The 17,288-nt window shown below is 71.8% G+C and carries 16 protein-coding genes and 2 tRNA genes; 12 read left to right on the top strand and 6 right to left on the bottom strand.

What is annotated here, in order from left to right; genetic code table 11:
- Positions 1-40 precede the first annotated feature (40 nt).
- A complete protein-coding gene (locus ACFFGE_RS01030) occupies positions 41-1,093 on the top strand; it encodes a patatin-like phospholipase family protein (protein ID WP_376833432.1) in 1,053 nt (350 codons plus the stop codon).
- A gap of 3 nt (positions 1,094-1,096) precedes the next feature.
- Here ACFFGE_RS01030 and argC read toward each other — a convergent pair whose 3' ends face one another.
- A complete protein-coding gene (argC, locus tag ACFFGE_RS01025; protein ID WP_376833430.1) occupies positions 1,097-2,032 on the bottom strand; it encodes an N-acetyl-gamma-glutamyl-phosphate reductase in 936 nt (311 codons plus the stop codon).
- Positions 2,033-2,119: 87 nt separating this feature from the next.
- Between argC and aat the strand changes: the two genes are divergently transcribed.
- Entirely contained in the window at positions 2,120-2,770 is a 651-nt protein-coding gene (gene aat / locus ACFFGE_RS01020; protein WP_376833428.1) for a leucyl/phenylalanyl-tRNA--protein transferase, read from the top strand.
- 80 nt (positions 2,771-2,850) lie between these two features.
- On the top strand, positions 2,851-3,603 hold the full coding sequence (lepB, locus tag ACFFGE_RS01015; RefSeq protein ID WP_376833426.1) for a signal peptidase I: 753 nt from the start codon (positions 2,851-2,853) through the stop codon (positions 3,601-3,603).
- Between the two features lie 17 nt (positions 3,604-3,620).
- On the opposite strand, the gene ACFFGE_RS01010 is transcribed toward lepB, so the two are convergent.
- Genes ACFFGE_RS01010 through ACFFGE_RS01000 form a run of 3 tightly spaced genes read right to left on the bottom strand, consistent with a single transcriptional unit; the run spans position 3,621 to position 4,956 of the window.
- The gene (locus ACFFGE_RS01010) at positions 3,621-3,947 is read right to left on the bottom strand and encodes a hypothetical protein (RefSeq protein WP_376833424.1); all 327 of its coding nucleotides are present in this window, start codon (positions 3,945-3,947) and stop codon (positions 3,621-3,623) included.
- Complete coding sequence (locus ACFFGE_RS01005) at positions 3,944-4,567, bottom strand: DUF2155 domain-containing protein (RefSeq protein WP_376833422.1); 624 nt, start codon at positions 4,565-4,567, stop codon at positions 3,944-3,946. The genes ACFFGE_RS01010 and ACFFGE_RS01005 overlap by 4 nt, the downstream gene beginning before the upstream one ends.
- Positions 4,564-4,956 (bottom strand): NADH:ubiquinone oxidoreductase subunit NDUFA12, encoded by a 393-nt coding sequence (locus tag ACFFGE_RS01000; protein WP_376833421.1) that lies wholly within the window; start codon positions 4,954-4,956, stop codon positions 4,564-4,566. Before ACFFGE_RS01000 ends, ACFFGE_RS01005 begins: the two co-directional genes overlap by 4 nt.
- A gap of 213 nt (positions 4,957-5,169) precedes the next feature.
- Here ACFFGE_RS01000 and ACFFGE_RS00995 point away from each other — a divergent pair, with 213 nt between their 5' ends.
- The 3 genes from ACFFGE_RS00995 to ACFFGE_RS00985 all read left to right on the top strand — a co-directional run bounded on the left by ACFFGE_RS00995 (position 5,170) and on the right by ACFFGE_RS00985 (position 9,436).
- On the top strand, positions 5,170-7,959 hold the full coding sequence (locus ACFFGE_RS00995; protein WP_376833419.1) for a TSCPD domain-containing protein: 2,790 nt from the start codon (positions 5,170-5,172) through the stop codon (positions 7,957-7,959).
- A 58-nt stretch (positions 7,960-8,017) separates the two neighbouring features.
- On the top strand, positions 8,018-8,500 hold the full coding sequence (locus tag ACFFGE_RS00990; protein ID WP_376833417.1) for a pentapeptide repeat-containing protein: 483 nt from the start codon (positions 8,018-8,020) through the stop codon (positions 8,498-8,500).
- 63 nt (positions 8,501-8,563) lie between these two features.
- Positions 8,564-9,436, top strand: a complete 873-nt coding sequence (locus tag ACFFGE_RS00985) for a pentapeptide repeat-containing protein (RefSeq protein WP_376833415.1) — start codon at positions 8,564-8,566, stop codon at positions 9,434-9,436.
- Positions 9,437-9,457: 21 nt separating this feature from the next.
- Here ACFFGE_RS00985 and aspS read toward each other — a convergent pair whose 3' ends face one another.
- A complete protein-coding gene (gene aspS, locus ACFFGE_RS00980; protein WP_376833413.1) occupies positions 9,458-11,296 on the bottom strand; it encodes an aspartate--tRNA ligase in 1,839 nt (612 codons plus the stop codon).
- Positions 11,297-11,468: 172 nt separating this feature from the next.
- On the opposite strand from aspS, the gene ACFFGE_RS00975 reads away from it, so the two are divergent.
- From ACFFGE_RS00975 to ACFFGE_RS00965, 3 genes are read left to right on the top strand one after another with little or no spacing between them, the layout of a single operon-like run.
- Positions 11,469-12,107 (top strand): P-loop NTPase family protein, encoded by a 639-nt coding sequence (locus tag ACFFGE_RS00975; RefSeq protein WP_376833411.1) that lies wholly within the window; start codon positions 11,469-11,471, stop codon positions 12,105-12,107.
- A gap of 38 nt (positions 12,108-12,145) precedes the next feature.
- Positions 12,146-14,359, top strand: coding sequence for an RNA degradosome polyphosphate kinase (locus ACFFGE_RS00970; protein ID WP_376833409.1), 2,214 nt, complete (start codon positions 12,146-12,148; stop codon positions 14,357-14,359).
- The gene (locus ACFFGE_RS00965) at positions 14,356-15,867 is read left to right on the top strand and encodes a Ppx/GppA phosphatase family protein (RefSeq protein WP_376833407.1); all 1,512 of its coding nucleotides are present in this window, start codon (positions 14,356-14,358) and stop codon (positions 15,865-15,867) included. The genes ACFFGE_RS00970 and ACFFGE_RS00965 overlap by 4 nt, the downstream gene beginning before the upstream one ends.
- 38 nt (positions 15,868-15,905) lie before the next feature.
- Here ACFFGE_RS00965 and rlmB read toward each other — a convergent pair whose 3' ends face one another.
- Positions 15,906-16,775 (bottom strand): 23S rRNA (guanosine(2251)-2'-O)-methyltransferase RlmB, encoded by an 870-nt coding sequence (gene rlmB / locus ACFFGE_RS00960; RefSeq protein WP_376833405.1) that lies wholly within the window; start codon positions 16,773-16,775, stop codon positions 15,906-15,908.
- A gap of 146 nt (positions 16,776-16,921) precedes the next feature.
- Here rlmB and ACFFGE_RS00955 point away from each other — a divergent pair.
- The 3 genes from ACFFGE_RS00955 to ACFFGE_RS00945 form a co-directional block, all read left to right on the top strand.
- A tRNA-Tyr gene (locus ACFFGE_RS00955) sits at positions 16,922-17,005 on the top strand.
- Between the two features lie 78 nt (positions 17,006-17,083).
- A tRNA-Gly gene (locus tag ACFFGE_RS00950) sits at positions 17,084-17,157 on the top strand.
- Between the two features lie 48 nt (positions 17,158-17,205).
- On the top strand, positions 17,206-17,288 hold an 83-nt coding region (locus tag ACFFGE_RS00945; protein WP_376835154.1), incomplete at its 3' end, for a GTP-binding protein.

Genomic DNA, 17,288 nt, shown 5'->3' with positions numbered 1-17,288 from the left:
CCTTCTCCCCCAAGGGGAGAAGGATCGAGGGGAGTTGGCCATGAAGAACCCGTTCAAGCGCCCCTCTCCGCCCGACCGCCCGCCCGTCTGCCTGGCGCTGCAGGGCGGCGGGGCGCACGGCGCCTTCCAGTGGGGCGTGCTGGACCGCCTGCTCGAGGCGGACGCGCTGGACATCCGCGCCGTCACCGCCAGCTCGGCCGGGGCCATGAACGGGGCGGCGCTGCTCTCCGGCCTGGAGACGGGCGGCGCCGAGGGCGGCCGCGCGGCGCTGGACAAGCTGTGGCGCGAGGTCAACCAGTCCGGGGGCCGCAACGTCTTCGGCGATTCCAACATCTGGACGGCGGCCTTCGGCGGGGGCTGGCTCAAGGACAACCCGCTGTGGCGCGCCGGAGAGACCCTGGCCCTGTCGCTCAGCCCGTACGAGTTCAACCCGTTCAACCTCAATCCGCTTGACCGCGTTCTGAACGCCGCGATCGACTTCGAGGCCGTGCGCGGCTCCCCCATCCGGCTGTTCGTCGCCGCGACGGCGGTGCGGCGGGCGAAGTCGCGCATCTTCACCAACGCCGAGATCACCGACCGGGTGCTGCTGGCCTCCGCCTGCCTGCCCCACCTGTTCCAGGCGGTCGAGGTCGACGGCGAGGACTACTGGGACGGCGGCTACCTCGCCAATCCGCCCCTGTGGCCGCTGTTCACGCCCGAGCTTCCGAACGACGTGCTGCTCCTGCCGCTCAATCCCTTTCAACGCGACCATACGCCCAGGAAGGCCGGCGAGATCGTCGATCGCCTGAACGAGATCGCCTTCAACGCCCCGCTGACGGCCGAGCTGCGCGCCATCGCCTTCGTGCAGAAGCTGCTGGACGAGGGCCTGCTGAACGAGTCCGCGCGGGGGCGCTACCGGCGCGTTCTGATGCACGTGATCGAATCCGACCCCTATCTCGGCAAGCTGACCCTGAGCTCCAAGTTCGACACCGAATGGAACTTCCTGCTGGAGCTGAAGGCGCGCGGGCGCGAGGCGGCGGACGCCTGGCTATCCGACTGCCTGCCCGCCGTGGGCGTGCGCTCCAGCGTGGATCTGCGCGCGCGCTTCCTTTGAGCCTCAGACCAGGCCGGCGTCTTCCGATAAACCCAGCATCAGGTTGAGGTTCTGCACCGCCGCGCCCGAGGCGCCCTTGCCCAGATTGTCGAGCAGCGCCACCAGCCGCGCCTGCCCGCCGCCGCGATCGCCGAACACGTGCAGCCGCAGCCTGTTCGTGCCGTTCAGCCCCTCAGGGTCCAGCCCCGTCATGGCCTCGCCGACCTCCAGGTCCACGACCTCGACGAAGCGCGCGCCGTCATAGGCTTCGCTCAGCGCCCCGTGGATGACCTCGATCGAGGGCGACCCCGGCAGGGCCGACAGATGCAGCGGAACCTCCACCAGCATCCCCTGGCGATAGGCGCCGACCGCCGGCGCGAACAGGACGTCATGCTCCAGCCCCGCGTGCCGCGTCATCTCCGGCACATGCTTGTGCTTCAGCGACAGGCCGTAGGCGCGGTAGGGGGGCGCGCCCTCCCCCTGCTCGAACTCGGCGATCATCGCCTTGCCGCCGCCGGAATAGCCGCTGACGGCGTTGACCGAGACCGGATGCGACCTGGGCAAGATCCCCGCTCGCACCAGCGGCGCGACCAGAGCCAGGAAGCCCGTCGGATAACATCCCGGGTTCGACACCCGGCGCGAACTGATGATCTCGCCGCGCTGGTGCGGCGCCAGTTCGGGGAATCCATAGGTCCAGCCCGAGGCCGTCCGGTGCGCGGTCGAGGCGTCGACCACCTTCACCTCGGGCCGCTGGACCAGCGACACCGCCTCCCTCGCCGCGTCGTCCGGCAGGCACAGCACCACCAGATCGGCCTCGTTCAGCGCCTCGCGCCGCGCCTCGAGATCGCGGCGGCGCTCGCCCAGCAGGATCAGCTCCAGGTCGTCGCGGGCCTCCAGGCGCTCGCGGATCTCCAGACCCGTCGTCCCCGCCTCGCCGTCGATGAAGATTGTGTGGGCCATGCCAGAGCCCTAAGCCTTTCATGAGCTTCAAGCCATAGGTTCGTCAGCGGCCGTCTTCGCGCCGTTTCAGCATCCGCCGCCCCGCCCTTGACCGCCTTCTCCGCCGCCGACCTCCTCGCCGCCTATGCGTCCGGCGTCTTCCCGATGGGGGAGGCGCGCGATGATCCGCGCGTGTTCCTGGTCGAGCCGGAGCGGCGGGCGATCTTTCCGCTCGACGGCCTGCGCGTGTCCTCCCGGCTTCGGCGGACGGTGAGGCGCGACGCCTTCGAGGTGCGCGCCGACACCGCCTTCGTCGAGGTGCTGCACGCCTGCGCCGCGCCCGGGCGCGGGCCCGACCGGGAGGACACCTGGATCAACGCCCCGATCCGCGCCCTGTATCTGGAGCTTCACCGCCTGGGCCATGCTCATTCCATCGAGTGTTGGCGCGACGGCGCGCTGGTCGGCGGCCTGTATGGGGTCACTCTGGGCGGCGCCTTCTTCGGCGAGAGCATGTTCAGCCGCGCCACCGACGCGTCGAAGGTGGCGCTGGTCCATCTGGTCGCGCGTCTGCGGCGCGGCGGCTGGGCCCTGCTCGACGCCCAGTTCATGACGGACCACCTCGCCCGCCTCGGCGCGATCGAGATCAGCCAGGCAGACTATCTGGATCGACTGCACCAGGCGCGCCGCCTGACGCCGGACCGGACATCCCTCACCGCGCCGACCTCAGGCGCCGAGGCCCTGGCCCGCCTGTCCATCTGAGGATCTGTCCGGACACGATTTCCGCCTGTCCGGACAGGCTTGCGCTCGCCGGGTTCGCCGCCCCCGGCCAGGCTGCGGGAATGACCCAGACATCCTCCACGCCGCCCCCGCACGCCGCCGCCCGCGAGGCGCCCGGCTTCGTCCTCACCGTCGTCCCGGGCCTGCTCGTCGCGCTCGCAGTCCGCATCCTGCTGTTCCAGCCCTTCACCATCCCCTCGTCGTCGATGGAGCCCGGCCTTCTGGTCGGCGACTACATCGTCGTCTCCAAGTCCGCCTATGGCTGGAGCGGCGCCTCCCTGCCGCTGGGCCGGGCGGACGGGCCAGGACGGCTGGGCGAGCGCGCGCCCCGACGCGGCGACGTGGTCGTCTTCCGCCTGCCGCGCGACCAGAGCCAGGTCCTGATCAAGCGCGTCGTCGGCCTGCCCGGCGACGAGGTGCGCCTCCGCGACGGCCTCGTCTATCTGAACGGCCGGCCGCTGGAGCGGCGGCCGGCGGCGGCCCCCTCCGGCAGGGAGGACGGGGCGCGACAGTTCAACGAGGTCCTGCCGGGCGGGCGCGCCTATCCGACCTTGGATCGAGGCCCCGGCCGCTCCGGCGACGACACGCCGGTGTTTCGCGTGCCGGCCGGCCGGTATCTGGTGCTGGGCGACAACCGCGACAACTCGCTGGACGGCCGCTGGCCCTCGGACACCGGAATCGGCCTGCTGCCCAGCGAGACCCTGATCGGTCGCGCCGAATTCGTCCTCGCGTCCTGGCGGCCCGGCGCGGGACTGTTCAGGCCGTGGACCTGGCTCGATCTCAGATGGGGACGTTTCCTGACGCCGATCGTGTGACGGGCGCCCGCGGCGTCTCAGCGCGCGCGAAACTCCTCGAAGGTCAGGACGCCGTCGCGGTCGCGATCCAGGCGGTCGAAGGCGCCGCGCCCCGGGGCCGCCACCTCCGCGATCGAGGGCGCCGCGATCGCCCCCAACGCCAGCGCGCCGGCCAGGGCCGCCAGAAGGGTGCGCCAGCCGAAGGCGACGCGACGGCCTCCTGCGCCGGCCCTCTCGATGAAGTCCCGCACCACCTCGCTGGCCGTCAGGCCCCGGTCGCGGCAACGCGCCATGAAGCGGACCTTGAGCTCGTGCGGCAGCCGGACCTCCAGGGTCTCCGACTTCTTGGCCGGTCGCCCGCTCACGCCCGGCACCCCACCACCCAGGCGTCATAGACGGGGTGATCGATGGTGGTCAGGCCGGGGCTCGAGGCGAACATCCAGCCCCGGAACAGCTGGCGCGTCTGGGGCTGCAGCGCCCCGCGCGGCTGCAGGCTGACCTCCAGATAGGCCGCCGCCTCCTCGTCCCTTTCGTCCGGCGCCGCCACCTCGCAGGCGCGGGCGGTGAAGATCAGGGCCCCGTTGAAGCGCACAGGCCGTCCGCCGACTTCGACCTCGAACCGCATGGTCTCGGCCGTGACCTTGTCCACGGCCTGCACGATGGCGATGGGACGGCGCTGTCTCGGCTGGGGCTCCTCGGGCTCCTCGGGCTGAGGCGCCTCGGCCTCGACCTCTTCGTCCGCCTCTTCCTCCTCGACGGCCTCCGCCTCATCCTGCGGGGCGGCGGCGACGACGATCGGCTGGCTCGGCGCCGGCGCGGGCTCGGGCGGCGGGACGGGCAGATTCTGCAACGCCTCGCCCACGGGATCGGCGGGGGCGGCCTGCGGCTCCGGCGCGGGCTCCTGCACGGCCTGCGCCACCACGGCGCCTGCGGCCGTCAGCGCCGCCGCCGTCACGCCGAGCAGCCAGCGACCGCGCGACGTCATTCGGGTCTCCAGGCCTCGTAGTCGCCCGTCGCCGCTGGACGACGGCCGCCGGCGGCCAGCGACCCCGGCGGACGCCAGGCCATCGGCGTGCCCGACAGGTTCGGCAGATAGGGCTTCTCCCAGGACTTGGCGGGCAGGGCCTGCTCGGTCGGCGGCAGGTCGAAGGTGTAATGCAGCCAGCCGAACCAGTCCGGCGACACCTTCGACGCCTCGGCGTAGCCGTTGTAGATCACCCAGCGCCGCTTGCGCCCGTCATAGCTGACGTTGTCCCGGCTCTCGTAGTAGCGGTTGCCGAACTCGTCCGTCCCGACCAGCCGCCCGCGGCGGCCGACGGTGAAAAGCGTCCCGATGGTCGCGCCGCTCCACCAGGTGAAAATCTTGTCCAGCACGGTTCGAAGCTCGTCTCGATTACGGGCGGCGACGGGGAGGTCGGCGCGTCGCGCGATCATAGAAACCGCCGCACGTCCCGTCCAGCGCGCAGGCTCTCCATCGAACATCCATATCTTGGGGGTAAGTCAGACGTGAACCGCTAGATTTATTGCCCGCGACGGACCTGCGGCCGTAAGGTCGGGGTGGATCGCCGCTCCCGGGGAGATCGACTGATGCGCGTCCCGTCCCGTTTCGCCACCCTGGCCCGCACCCTGCGCCGCTCGCCGCGCGAGATCGAGCGCGGGGCCGAGGTCATTCAGGTGCTCGCGCCCGCCGGCTGGAGCACCGCCCGCGTCGAGGCCTGGCTCGACTGGGCCGAAAGCCGGCCGCTGGATCTGCCCCGCATCGGCGGCGCGGCGAACGAACCCGAGGGCGACCCGCTGGGCGCCATCGACGCGTGGGCGGCGCGTCTGGCCGCCTGGGGCCGCGCCATCGGACTGTTCGGGGGCGCCAAGGACACGGTGGCCTTCGCCGAGGAGCTGGCCGCCTCGGTCTGGCTGGGTCTCGCCGCCCCCGGTCCGTCGCGGCCTCACGGGGTGCGCGCCCATCCCCTGACCGACGACCGGCTGCCGCCCGCGGGTCTGACCCCGCCGCTGGATCTGCGCGACCCGGCGGGTCTGCAGGCGCTCGCCGCCCGCGCCGCCGCCTTGCGTAGCCGCGCCCTGGCGAACGACGCGCTGAAGGCGCTGGACGAGGCCCTGACGCGGGTCACCGACGCGGTCCGCCGCTGCGAGGGGCCGCCCGCCGCCTGTTCGGACCCCCGGCGCAATCCCGCGCTGGCCCGAGCCGCCTGGGCCGCGCGTCAGGCCGGCGCCTCCGACGCCGTGATCCTGTCGGCGATCGCGGGCGCGCAAGGCCCCGTCGCGCCGCTCGAGCTGCCTGCGCCGCCGCCCCTCGCCGCCTTCGCGGAGCGCGACCGGGTCGCCGCCGGCGGTCCCGAGGCCCAGGCGGTCGCCGAGGCGGGGCGTGACGGGGGCGTGGCCCTGGCCTTCTCCCTCCGCGACGCCGAGCGCCTGGCCATGGCCGGCGACGCCGCCTCGGCTGCGCTCAGCCTGCCCGCGCTGGACCAGCTGTTCGGAGACGATGCGACGGCGCTGGAGGACCTCGCCCGGCTGTGGACCCTCGCCCTGGAGATCGAGCTGTCCGCCGGGTTCTCCGCCACGGCGCAGGGCGAATCGGCGCGACGCGCGGCGCGCCCGATGCTGCTCGCCCTCACCGGAGCGCCCGAGGCGCTGCTGGCGCGCGGGCTTTCGGTCGAGAGCCCGACCGCCGTGATCGAGATCGCCGGCCGCTCCGCCCTCGTATCGGCCGTCTCCACCCAGACGTCCGCCGCCCTGGCCCAGCGGCTCGGCCCCTGCCCCGGCTGGGAGGCCGACGCGGCGGAGGCGCTGGAGGAGCTGTCGGTCCGCCGCGCCGAAGCGCTGGCCCTGGATCATCCGCTGGGAGCCCGCGCCGCTGAGCTTCTGGCCGGCGCGACCGAGACGATCCGTCAGGCCGGACGTCGCCATCTGGCGCTCGGCCTGTCCGCCACCTCCGCCGAGACCGTGCTGCGGCTGGGCCTGGACGGGGGCTGGGCCCGCTCCGTGGCCGAGACCGGCGACGGCGAGGTCGTCGACGTGCTCGCCCCGGCGATGGCGTCCGGTCTGGCGGCGCATGGGGCGGACCTCGGCGCCGCCGAACGCCGCCTGTTCGGCCGCCGGACCCTGGCCGAGGCTCCGGGACTGGACCACGAGGCGCTGAGGGCGCTCGGCTTCACGGACCTGGAGTTGTTCGAGGTCGAGGCCGGCCTGACCCACGCCGAGACGCTGGAGGACGCCTTCCGGGGTCTGGACGCCGGGTTCGTGCGCGATGTCCTGGGTCTGGACCCGGGGTCGCCGGAACCGCTGACCGCACGGCTCGGCCTGGCCGACGAGGCGCTCAAAAGCGCCGCCCTCTATGCGCTGGGCGCGCGAGATCTGGCCGACTGGCCCGAGGCCCCGGCCGGCGCGCGGCCGCTTCTCGCCCCGCCGACCGCCGAGGCCCTGGCCTTCCTGGCCTCGGCCTGCGAGCCCTTCAGCGACATTCCGGACCTGACCCCGATCCGGCTCGACTGGTCGGCCGACCCGCACGCCGCGGCCCGCGCCGTGGCGCGCGCGGCCGCCGACGGTCGCCGCGCGGTCAGCCTGAGGGTGGGCCCGCCGGACGCCTCGACCGAACTCGATCTGCCCGAGGCCGCCCCCGCCCCGGCGCGGGAGGCCGCAGCCCCCGCCCCGCCGCCAGAGCGCGTCGCCGAGCGCGTCGCCGAGCGGGTTGTGGAACGGGTCGTCGAGCGCGAGCGGGCCCGGCGCAAGCTGCCCGACCGCCGCAAGGGCTACATCCAGAAGGCGGCCGTCGGCGGCCACAAGGTCTATATCCACACCGGCGAGTACGAGGACGGCGAACTCGGCGAGATCTTCATCGACATGCACAAGGAGGGCGCCGCCTTCCGCAGCCTGATGAACAACTTCGCCATCGCCATCTCGATCGGGCTGCAATACGGCGTGCCGCTGGACGAGTTCGTGGACGCCTTCGTGTTCACCCGCTTCGAGCCGTCCGGCCGCGTCACCGGCAACGACTCGATCCGATCGGCCACCTCGATCCTCGACTACATCTTCCGCGAGCTGGGGGTGTCCTATCTGGGCCGCACCGAGCTGGCCAACGCCGATCCGGACGCGCTCAATCCCGACGGCCTGACCCCGCGCGTCGGCGAGGACGGCGAGCCTGAGGCGGTGCCGGCCGCCCGCTACATCTCCAAGGGGTTCGCCCGGGGCGCCGCGCCGGACAATCTGGTCGTGCTGCCGTTCGGGCGCCGGGACGAATCGGCGCCGCGCCCGGCGAACATCGAGCCCGAGGCCTGCCCCGCCTGCGGCGACTTCGCGCTCCAGAACAAGGGCGGCGGCTGGGTCTGCGACGCGTGCGGCGCGGCCCCGTCGATGCAGGGCTGAGGCGAAGCCTCGGTCCGGCGTGAATCTTGCTTGCCGGCGTGAAACTCCGGAGTTCGTCATGAAGCGCCTCGTCCTCGCCGTCGCCCTGCTCGCCGTCGCCCTCCCCGCCGGCGCCCAGAACGCGTCCCAGATCGCGCGGGTGCGGGGCGGCGCCTCCTGCCCGGGCTGCAACCTGTTCCAGGGCGACTTCACCGGCCTGGAGCGCGCCGGTCTGAACCTGTCCGGCGCCCGCCTGCGCCAGTCGGAACTGGCGCTCGTGGTCCTGAACCGGGCCAATCTGTCCCGCGCCGACCTCCGGGACGTGAACGCCTACGGCGGCGTATTCGGCGGGGCCAGTTTCGCCGGCGCGAACCTGACGAACGCCAGCTTCGTCGGGGCCTACCTTGAGGGCGCGAATTTCTCGGGCGCGTCGCTGGCGGGGGCCAACTTCTCCGGTGCGGAAATGGCCACGGCGCGGGGGCTCAGCCAATCCCGCCTGAACCAGGCCTGCGGCGACGCCGCCACTCGCCTGCCCGCCGGCCTGCACATTCCCACCTGCTGAAGGTCGCGAAGCTTACGGCGATTTAAGTAGGCTTCCCAAGCCGTTGGGCGCATCAGTCCCGTCGTGAAGACCCATCGTTTCCATCTCGTCGCCCTCCTCGCCTCGGCCGCCGCCCTCACGGCGTTCGCCGGGCAGGCCGAGGCGGGCCAGTGGCCGCTGACCCAGGACCGCGACGTCGTGCGCATGGTCTCCTTCGGCGGCAGCTGCGACGGCTGCGAGTTGTCAGGCCGGAACCTGTCCGGCGCCTCGTTCCTCGGGGCCAGCTTCACCAACGCCAGCCTGGTCGGGGCCAATCTGCGGGGGGCCGAGCTCGTGGGCTCCAACTTCTCCGGCAGTGATTTCAGCCGGGCGGACCTGCGGGGCGTGTCCGTCGTCGGCGCCGACTTCTCGAACGCCAACTTCTCCGACGCCAACCTGTCGGACGCGGACGCCCAGGGCGTGCGCTTCGCCGGGGCGCGCCTGACCAACGTCAATCTGTCCGACGCCGGCCTGGTGGGGGCGGACTTCACCGGCGCGGACCTGCGCAACGCCCGCCTGTCGGATGCGGCCCTGTTCGGCGTCGATCTGGATCGGGTCAATGCGTCCGGCGCCAGCTTCGTCGAAGCCAGCCTGACCAACGCCAACCTCAGCGGCGGCGACTTCAGCCGCGCCTCCTTCCGCGAGGCGGAGCTGAACGGCGCGCGGTTCGGCTCGGGGCGCTTCGCCGGCGCTGACTTCACCGAGGCCAGCCTGACGCGCGCCGACATCCGCGGCGCCGATCTCAGCCGCGCGCGCGGCCTGTCCCAGGATCAGGTCGCCGAGGCCTGCGGCGACAGCCGCACCCGCCTTCCGGGCCGCCTTCAGGTTCACGAGTGCCGGGGTGCGCGGGTTCGCGTGATCGCCCCGCGTCCGCCGACGCCGCCGATCAGCCCGCGCTACTTCACGTCCCTGGACTGACGCCCCTTCGGCCGGCGCCGATCAGACCTTGATCGGGGGCGCCAGGCGGATGTGCACGTCCTTCAGCTGGCGCTCGCTGACGTCGGTCGGCGCGTTCATCAGCAGGTCCTCGCCCTGCTGGTTCAGCGGGAAGGCGATGACCTCGCGGATCGCCGTCTCGCCCGCCAGCAGCATGACGATGCGGTCGATGCCGGGCGCCAGGCCCCCGTGCGGCGGCGCGCCGTAGCGGAAGGCGTTCAGCATGCCGCCGAACTGCGCCTCGACCACCGAGGCGTCATATCCCGCGATCTCGAAGGCCTTCAGCATGATCTCGGCCTTGTGGTTCCGGATCGCGCCCGAGCACAGCTCATAGCCGTTGCACACGATGTCGTACTGATAGGCGCGGATGGTCAGCGGATCCTGCGTCTCCAGCGCCTCCAGCCCGCCCTGCGGCATCGAGAAGGGGTTGTGCGAGAAGTCGACCTTCTTCTCCTCCTCGGACCATTCGAACATCGGGAAGTCGACGATCCAGCAGAACTTGAACTGGTCCTCGTCGATCAGCTTCAGCTCGGTCCCCACGCGGGTGCGGGCCAGGCCCGCGAACTTGGCGAAGGTCGCCGGCAGGCCGGCGGCGAAGAAGGCGGCGTCGCCCTGGCCCAGACCCAGCGACGACATCAGGGCCTCGGTCGGCTCCTGGCCCAGGTTCTTGGCGATCGGTCCGCCCCAGGCGCCCTGGTCGTCCGACCAGAAGATGTAGCCCAGCCCCGGCTGGCCCTCGCCCTGGGCCCAGCTGTTCATGCGGTCGCAGAAGGCCCGCGATCCGCCCGTCGGCGCCGGGATGGCCCAGACGGCGTTCTTGGGGTCCGCCGCCAGGATCTTGTTGAACAGCCCGAACCCGCCGTCGCGGAAGTGCTCCGACACATCCTGCATCTTGATGGGGTTGCGCGTGTCCGGCTTGTCGGTGCCGTACCAGGCCATCGCCTGCTGATAGGTCAGGCGCTCGAAGCCGCGGTGCTCGAAGGTCTGGCCGGCGTCGTTGGTGAAGGTGTGCGTCCCGTCGATCGGCGACACGGGCTTGCCGTCCGCGAACTCTTCGAACACCCCGTGCATCACCGGCTCGATCGCCGCGAAAACATCCTCTTGCGTGACGAAGCTCATCTCGACGTCGAGCTGATAGAACTCCAGCGACCGGTCGGCGCGCAGGTCCTCGTCGCGGAAGCAGGGCGCGATCTGGAAATAGCGGTCGAAGCCGGACACCATCAGCAGCTGCTTGAACTGCTGCGGCGCCTGCGGCAGCGCGTAGAACTTGCCCGGATGCAGGCGCGACGGCACCAGGAAGTCGCGCGCGCCCTCCGGCGACGACGCCGTCAGGATCGGCGTCTGGTACTCCAGGAAGCCCTGATCGACCATCCGGCGGCGGATCGAGCTGATCACCTTGGAGCGCAGCACGATGTTCCGGTGCAGCGTCTCGCGGCGCAGATCCAGGAACCGGTTCTTCAGCCGGATCTCCTCCGGATACTCGGGCTCGCCGAAGACCGGCAGCGGCAGTTCGGCGGCTTCCGACAGCACCTCCACCGCGCTGACCCGCACCTCGACCTCGCCCGTCGGCAGGTTGGCGTTGACGGTCCCGGGCTCACGCTGGACGACCTCGCCGTCGATGCGGATGACGCTCTCGGCCCGCAGACGCTCGACCGTCTCGAAGCCCGGCGTGCCCGGGTGTAGCACCAGTTGCGTCAGGCCGTAGTGGTCGCGCAGATCGACGAACAGCAGCCCGCCGTGGTCGCGCTTCCTGTGCACCCAGCCCGACAGCCGCACGTTCGACCCCGCGTCCGACAGTCGAAGGGCGCCGCAGGTGTGGGAGCGATAGGCGTGCAGGGTCATGGTCGCGGGACTTGAGGGGTGGCCGGGAAGCGGCGTAGGGCGCATCAACGCCCCGGAAAGTCAAGGCGGGCTCATCCACAGGCGCGCGCGGCTTGTCCACCGGTCGTCGGGAACTGCGATTCGCCCCCGCCTCCGGGCCTGATACAACCCCGCCATGCCCGCGGACGGCGACATGTCCCAGCTCAAGCTCCCCCTGCCCCTCGAAGCGGCGGTCGACGGGCCTTTCGTGGTCGGGGCCTCGAATCGGACGGCCGTGGAAACCCTCGCCGCCTGGCCGTCGGGGGATGAACGCGTGCTGGCGCTCGTCGGGCCGGCCGGTTCAGGGAAAAGCCGGTTGGCGGCGATCTGGGCCGAGCGAGTCGGGGCCGTGTCGGCCCACGGCGCCGAGGCCGCCCTGATCGACCCGCTGGAGCTGGAGGGCCGTCCCGTCCTGATCGACCGGGCCTGCGACGCCGACGACGAGACCCTGTTTCACCTGATCAATCTGGCCCAGTCCGGCTCGGGCGCCCTGCTCCTGACCTGCCGCGAGGAACCGCGCGCCTGGGACGCCGCCCTGCCCGACCTTCGCTCCCGGCTGGACGCCGTTCGCGTCGTGCGGCTGGAGGCTCCGGATGACGAGGTCATGGCCGCCCTGCTGCGGGCCCGCTTCGCCGAGCGGCTGATCGCGCCGCCCGAGGACGTCATCGCCTATCTGGTCCGGCGCCTGGACCGGTCCGCCGCCGAGATCGAGCGGGCGGTCGAGCGGCTGGACGCCGCGCACCGCCCCATCACCCGCGCCCTGGCCCGGCAGGTGCTCGCGGACCAACTCTAGAGCTTGCGACTGTCGCGAACGGGCCCCAAAACCGGCCCATGACCGACGCCGCCATCGCCGACGCCCGATCAGGAGCCGCCGTGCCCGCCTCACGGGCGCCCAAGCTGCACCTGGACGAGGCGCTGATGACCTCGCCCGACCGGTTCTTCAACCGGGAGCTGAGCTGGCTGCTGTTCAACGCCCGGGTGCTCGAGGAAGCCGCCAACCCGTCTCACCCGCTGATGGAGCGGGTGCGGTTCCTGTCGATCTCGGCCAACAACCTGGATGAGTTCTACATGACCCGCGTGGCCGGCCTGAAGGGCCAGGTGCGCGAGCGGGTCCGGGTCGTGTCCGCCGACGGCCTAACCCCCGAGGAGACTCTGGTCCGGGTCAACCGCGCCGCCGGCGAGCTGATGGCCGAGCAGCAGAAGCGCTGGCGCGCCCTGCGGCGCGAGATGACCCGGGCCGGGATCGAGGTGGTCGACGCCGCCAGGCTCACCAAGGCCGAACGCGACCGGCTGGAGCCCGAGTTCCTCAGCCAGCTGTTCGCCGTCCTGACGCCGCTGGCGATCGACCCGGCCCACCCCTTTCCCTTCCTGCCGAACCTGGGCTTCACCCTGGCGCTCAAGATGAAGCGGGGGCGGGACGGCCGCACCTTCTACGCCCTGGTGCCGGTGCCGACGCAGGTCCGCCGCTTCTGGGAGCTGCCCGCCGGCCCGCGCGCGTCCAAGCCCCGCCGCCGCTTCATCCCGCTGGAGCAACTGCTCCGTCTGTTCATCGACCACCTGTTCCCCGGCTGCGAGGTGCTGGAGACGGGCGTGCTGCGCCTCATCCGCGACTCCGACATCGAGATCGAGGAGGAGGCCGAGGACCTGGTCATGGAGTTCGAGGAGGCGCTGAAGCAGCGCCGCCTGGGCTCCGTCGTGCGCGTCAAGATCGAGGCCTCGATGCCCGAGGACCTGCGCCAGTTCATCGTGGGGGAGCTGAAGGCCGCGCCCGAGGACGTGGTTCTGGTCGACGGCATGCTGGGGCTGGCGCAGCTCGGCGAGCTCATCGCCTACGGCCGGCCCGAGCTGAAGTTTCCGGGCTACGAGCCCCGCTATCCTGAACGCGTGCGCGACCAGGGCGGCGACGTCTTCGCCGCGGTGCGCGAGAAGGACATCCTGATCCACCATCCGTTCGAGAGCTTCGACGTGGTGGTCCAGTTCCTGCGCCAGGCCGCCCGCGATCCCAACGTCATCGCCATCAAGCAGACACTGTATAGGACGTCCAAGGACAGCCCCATCGTCGCCGCCCTGATCGAGGCGGCGGAGAACGGGAAGAACGTCACCGCGCTGGTCGAGCTCAAGGCCCGGTTCGACGAGGAGGCCAACCTGCGCTGGGCCCGCGCCATGGAGCGGGCGGGCGTCCACGTCGTCTTCGGCTTCGTGGAGTACAAGACCCACGCCAAGATCAGCGTCGTGGTCCGGCGCGAGGGCGAAGCGTTGCGGACCTACTGCCACTTCGGCACGGGCAACTATCATCCGATCACGGCCAAGATCTACACCGACCTCAGCCTGTTCTCGTCGGACCCGGCGCTCGGCCGCGACGCCACGCGGGTGTTCAACTACATCACCGGCTACGCCACCCCCGACGACATGGAGGCGCTGCTCGTCAGCCCGCTCACCATGAAGCGGTCCCTGCTCGAGCTGATCGACGCCGAGATGAAGGCCGCCGGCCGCGGCCAGCCCGCCGCCATCTGGACCAAGGTCAACGCCCTGGTCGATCCGGAGATCATCGACGCTCTTTATCGCGCCAGTCAGGCCGGGGTGCGGATCGAGCTGATCGTACGCGGCATCTGCTGCCTGCGTCCCGGCGTGAAGGGCCTGTCGGAGAACATCCGGGTCAAGTCGATCATCGGCCGCTTCCTGGAGCACAGCCGCATCGTCTGTTTCGCCAACGGCAAGGACCTGCCCCACGACCAGGCCAAGGTGTTCATCTCCTCGGCCGACTGGATGACGCGGAACCTCCAGCGCCGCGTCGAGGTCATGACGCCGATCACGAACGCGACCGTGCACGACCAGGTGCTGGACCAGATCATGGTCGCCAACCTCAAGGACGACATGCAGAGCTGGGAGCTGACGCCCGACGGGGCCTATGTGCGCACCCCGCCGGATCCGGAGAAGCCCTTCTCCGCTCATCGCTATTTCATGACCAATCCCAGCCTCTCGGGGCGCGGCCGCAAGGTGAAGACCCTGCCCGGCCGCCTGCGTTACGAACGGCGCGGCGCGTGATCGGGGGCGCCCCCGCAGAGCCGCCGCGCGAGATCGCCGTCGTCGACATCGGCTCCAACTCGGTCCGCCTGGTGCTCTACCGCGTGGAGGGCCGCGCGGTCTGGACCGTGTTCAACGAGAAGGTGCTCGCCGGCCTCGGCCGGGGCGTGCGCGAGACCGGCCGGCTGTCGCCCGAGGGGGTGGAGCTGGCGCTGACGGCGCTGCGCCGCTTCTCCGCCGTGCTGGAGGGCGTGCGCCCGGAGGCCGCCCTGGTCGCCGCCACCGCCGCCGTGCGCGAGGCCGAGGACGGCCAGGCCTTCTGCGATCGCGTCGCCGCTGAAACCGCCTTGCGGGTCCGGGTGCTGTCCGGCCAGGAGGAGGCCCGCTACGCCGCGCTCGGCACGGTCGCCGGGGCGCCGTCGGCCCAGGGCGTCGTGGCCGACATGGGCGGCGCCTCCCTGGAGCTCGTTCGCGTCGGCGCGGCCGGGGCCGGCGCGGACCGGATCGGCGAGGGCGTGACCCTGCCGCTCGGCCCGTTCTCGCTGATCGATCCCGGCGGCTTCGACATCGATCGCATCCGGGCCCTGGTGCATGAGCGCATCAAGCCGGTGGCCAAGGCCTATCGCACCCCGACGCTGCACGCCGTCGGCGGCGCCTGGCGCAGTCTGGCCCAGGTGCACATGGCGCTGACCTCCTACCCGCTGAAGGTCGTGCACCAGTACGCCATGACGGCGTCCGACGCGCTGGACGTCGCCCGGCTGGTCGCCCGCCAGTCGCGCGCCTCGCTGGACAAGCTGCCGGGCGTGTCGCGCAAGCGCGCCGAGACCCTCCCCTACGCCGCCCTCGTGCTCGAGGGCCTGATCGACCGCCTGGAGCTGCAAGGCGTCAGCTTCTCCGCCTGGGGGCTGCGCGAGGGCCTGCTGTTCGAACATCTGGGCGAGAGCGAAGAGGACCCCCTCATCGCCGGCTGCGCCGCCCTGGGGGCGCGCCAGGGCGTCTCCCCGTTCCTGCCCGCCGCGCTCGACGCCTGGCTGAGGCCGGTCACGGCGCATCTGCCGGAGGTCTTCGGCCCCGAACGCGACGCGGTGCTGACGACCGCCGCCTGCCAGCTGGCCGACCTCGGCGCGCGGCTGCACCCGGACCATCGGGTGGAGCTCGTCTTCGACCAGGTGCTGCGCTGCCCCGTGCCGGGCCAGACGCACGTCGAGCGCGCCTTCCTCGCCACCGCGCTGAACGCCCGCTACGGGGGCTCCGAAACGACGCCGGAGCCGGAGCTCGTGAACCGGCTGCTCGACGACCAGGCCCGTCGTCGCGCCCGCGCGCTCGGCCAGGCCATGCGGCTGGCCTGCGACCTGTCCGGTCGCTCGTCCCAGCTGCTGGCCAACGCCGTGGTGGCGCTGGACGACGTCACGCTCAGGCTCTCGGCCACCCAGGACTATGTCGACATGCTGCTCGGCGAGCAGACGCGCCGCCGGGCCAAGGCCCTGGCCGAAACCCTCGACGTGAAGCTGGCGATCGACGCGGCCTGATCCAGTCCGACCCCCGGGTCAGGGGCGAGGCGATGGCTTCACCCCCGCTTGCGCGCCGCCTCGTAGAGCGCGATCGCCGCCGCGTTGGACACGTTCAGGCTCTCGAACCCGCCCGGCATGGGAATGCGGGCGAGCGCGTCGCAATGCTCGGCCACCAGCCGGCGGATGCCCTCGCCTTCGGACCCCATGACCAGCACGGTGGGCGCGCCGTCCAGCGCCTGTTCCAGCGTCGCATCGGAACTTCCGTCCAACCCGACGGCGCGCCAGCCCGCGTCGGCCAGCCGCTCCAGCGCCCGGCTCAGGTTCACCACCCGCGCGCACGGCAGCCGCTCGATGGCGCCGGCCGACGCCTTGGCCAGGGCGCCCGCCAGAGCCGGCGAATGCCGGTCCTGCACAATGATCCCCCGGGCTCCGAACGCCAGGGCCGAGCGGAAGATCGCGCCGACGTTCTGCGGGTCCGTCAGCTGGTCCAGCATGACCAGCAGCCCCTCCGCCGGCTCCGCCAGCTCCTCGAGCGACACCCCCTCCAGCGGCGCCACCTTGAACGCCAGCCCCTGGTGCGCGGCGCCCGGCGGCAGCATCCGCTCCAGCTCGCGGCCTTCGACGATCTCCACGTCACGCCCGGCGGCCGCGCCGTCGCGCTCCAGCTCGGCGGCCCGGTCCGGCGTCGCGAACAGCCGCCCCTTCCCGGCCCGCGCGGGATTCGCCAGCGCCGCCAGCACCGGGTGGCGCCCCCAGACGAAGTTGTCCGGATCGGCCTTGGCGCGCGGTCCGGCCGGGCGAGGCTCGGGCGCTCTGGAACGTCCGCCGGACGGGCTCCAGCCGCCCTCACGCGGCCCCTCGAAGCCCCCTTTTCGAGGCGGCTTTTTCCCGGTTTTCCGGTCGTTGCGTTCGCGGTTCGACGACACTATAAGACGCGCTCCGATTTGGGGCCCCTGGGGCTTTCGGGTCTGGCGCTCCCTCTATCCCAGGCGTAGCCGGAACACGAAGGCCTTTGTTCGGGTTCGCCTTTACAGGCGGGCGCGGCGGCTCCTGACCGGTTCGAAACCCGTGCGGGGGAATGTCCCGAGCGGCAAAGGGGGCGGACTGTAAATCCGCTGCGTAAGCTTCGCAGGTTCGAGTCCTGCTTCCCCCACCACCGGTTTCGACGACGGTCAGGATCAGGCGTCCAGGATCGGGCCGACGCGGCCCCGTTTCGCGGTTCCGCGCCGTCCGCGCGGGTATAGCACAATGGTAGTGCAGCAGCCTTCCAAGCTGAGGATGTCGGTTCGATCCCGTCTACCCGCTCCATTCATCTTTTGACGAACAACCCGCCTTCGGCGGTCAGGAGTTTTGGCCATGGCCAAGGAAAAGTTCGAACGCACGAAGCCGCACTGCAACATCGGCACGATTGGTCACGTTGACCACGGCAAGACGACGCT

Origin of the sequence: Brevundimonas balnearis (assembly GCF_042434805.1) — a bacterium.
GTDB classification, from domain to species: domain Bacteria; phylum Pseudomonadota; class Alphaproteobacteria; order Caulobacterales; family Caulobacteraceae; genus Brevundimonas; species Brevundimonas balnearis.
Note: the sequence above shows the minus strand (reverse complement) of the source record. Positions and strands in the feature narration are given on the sequence as shown.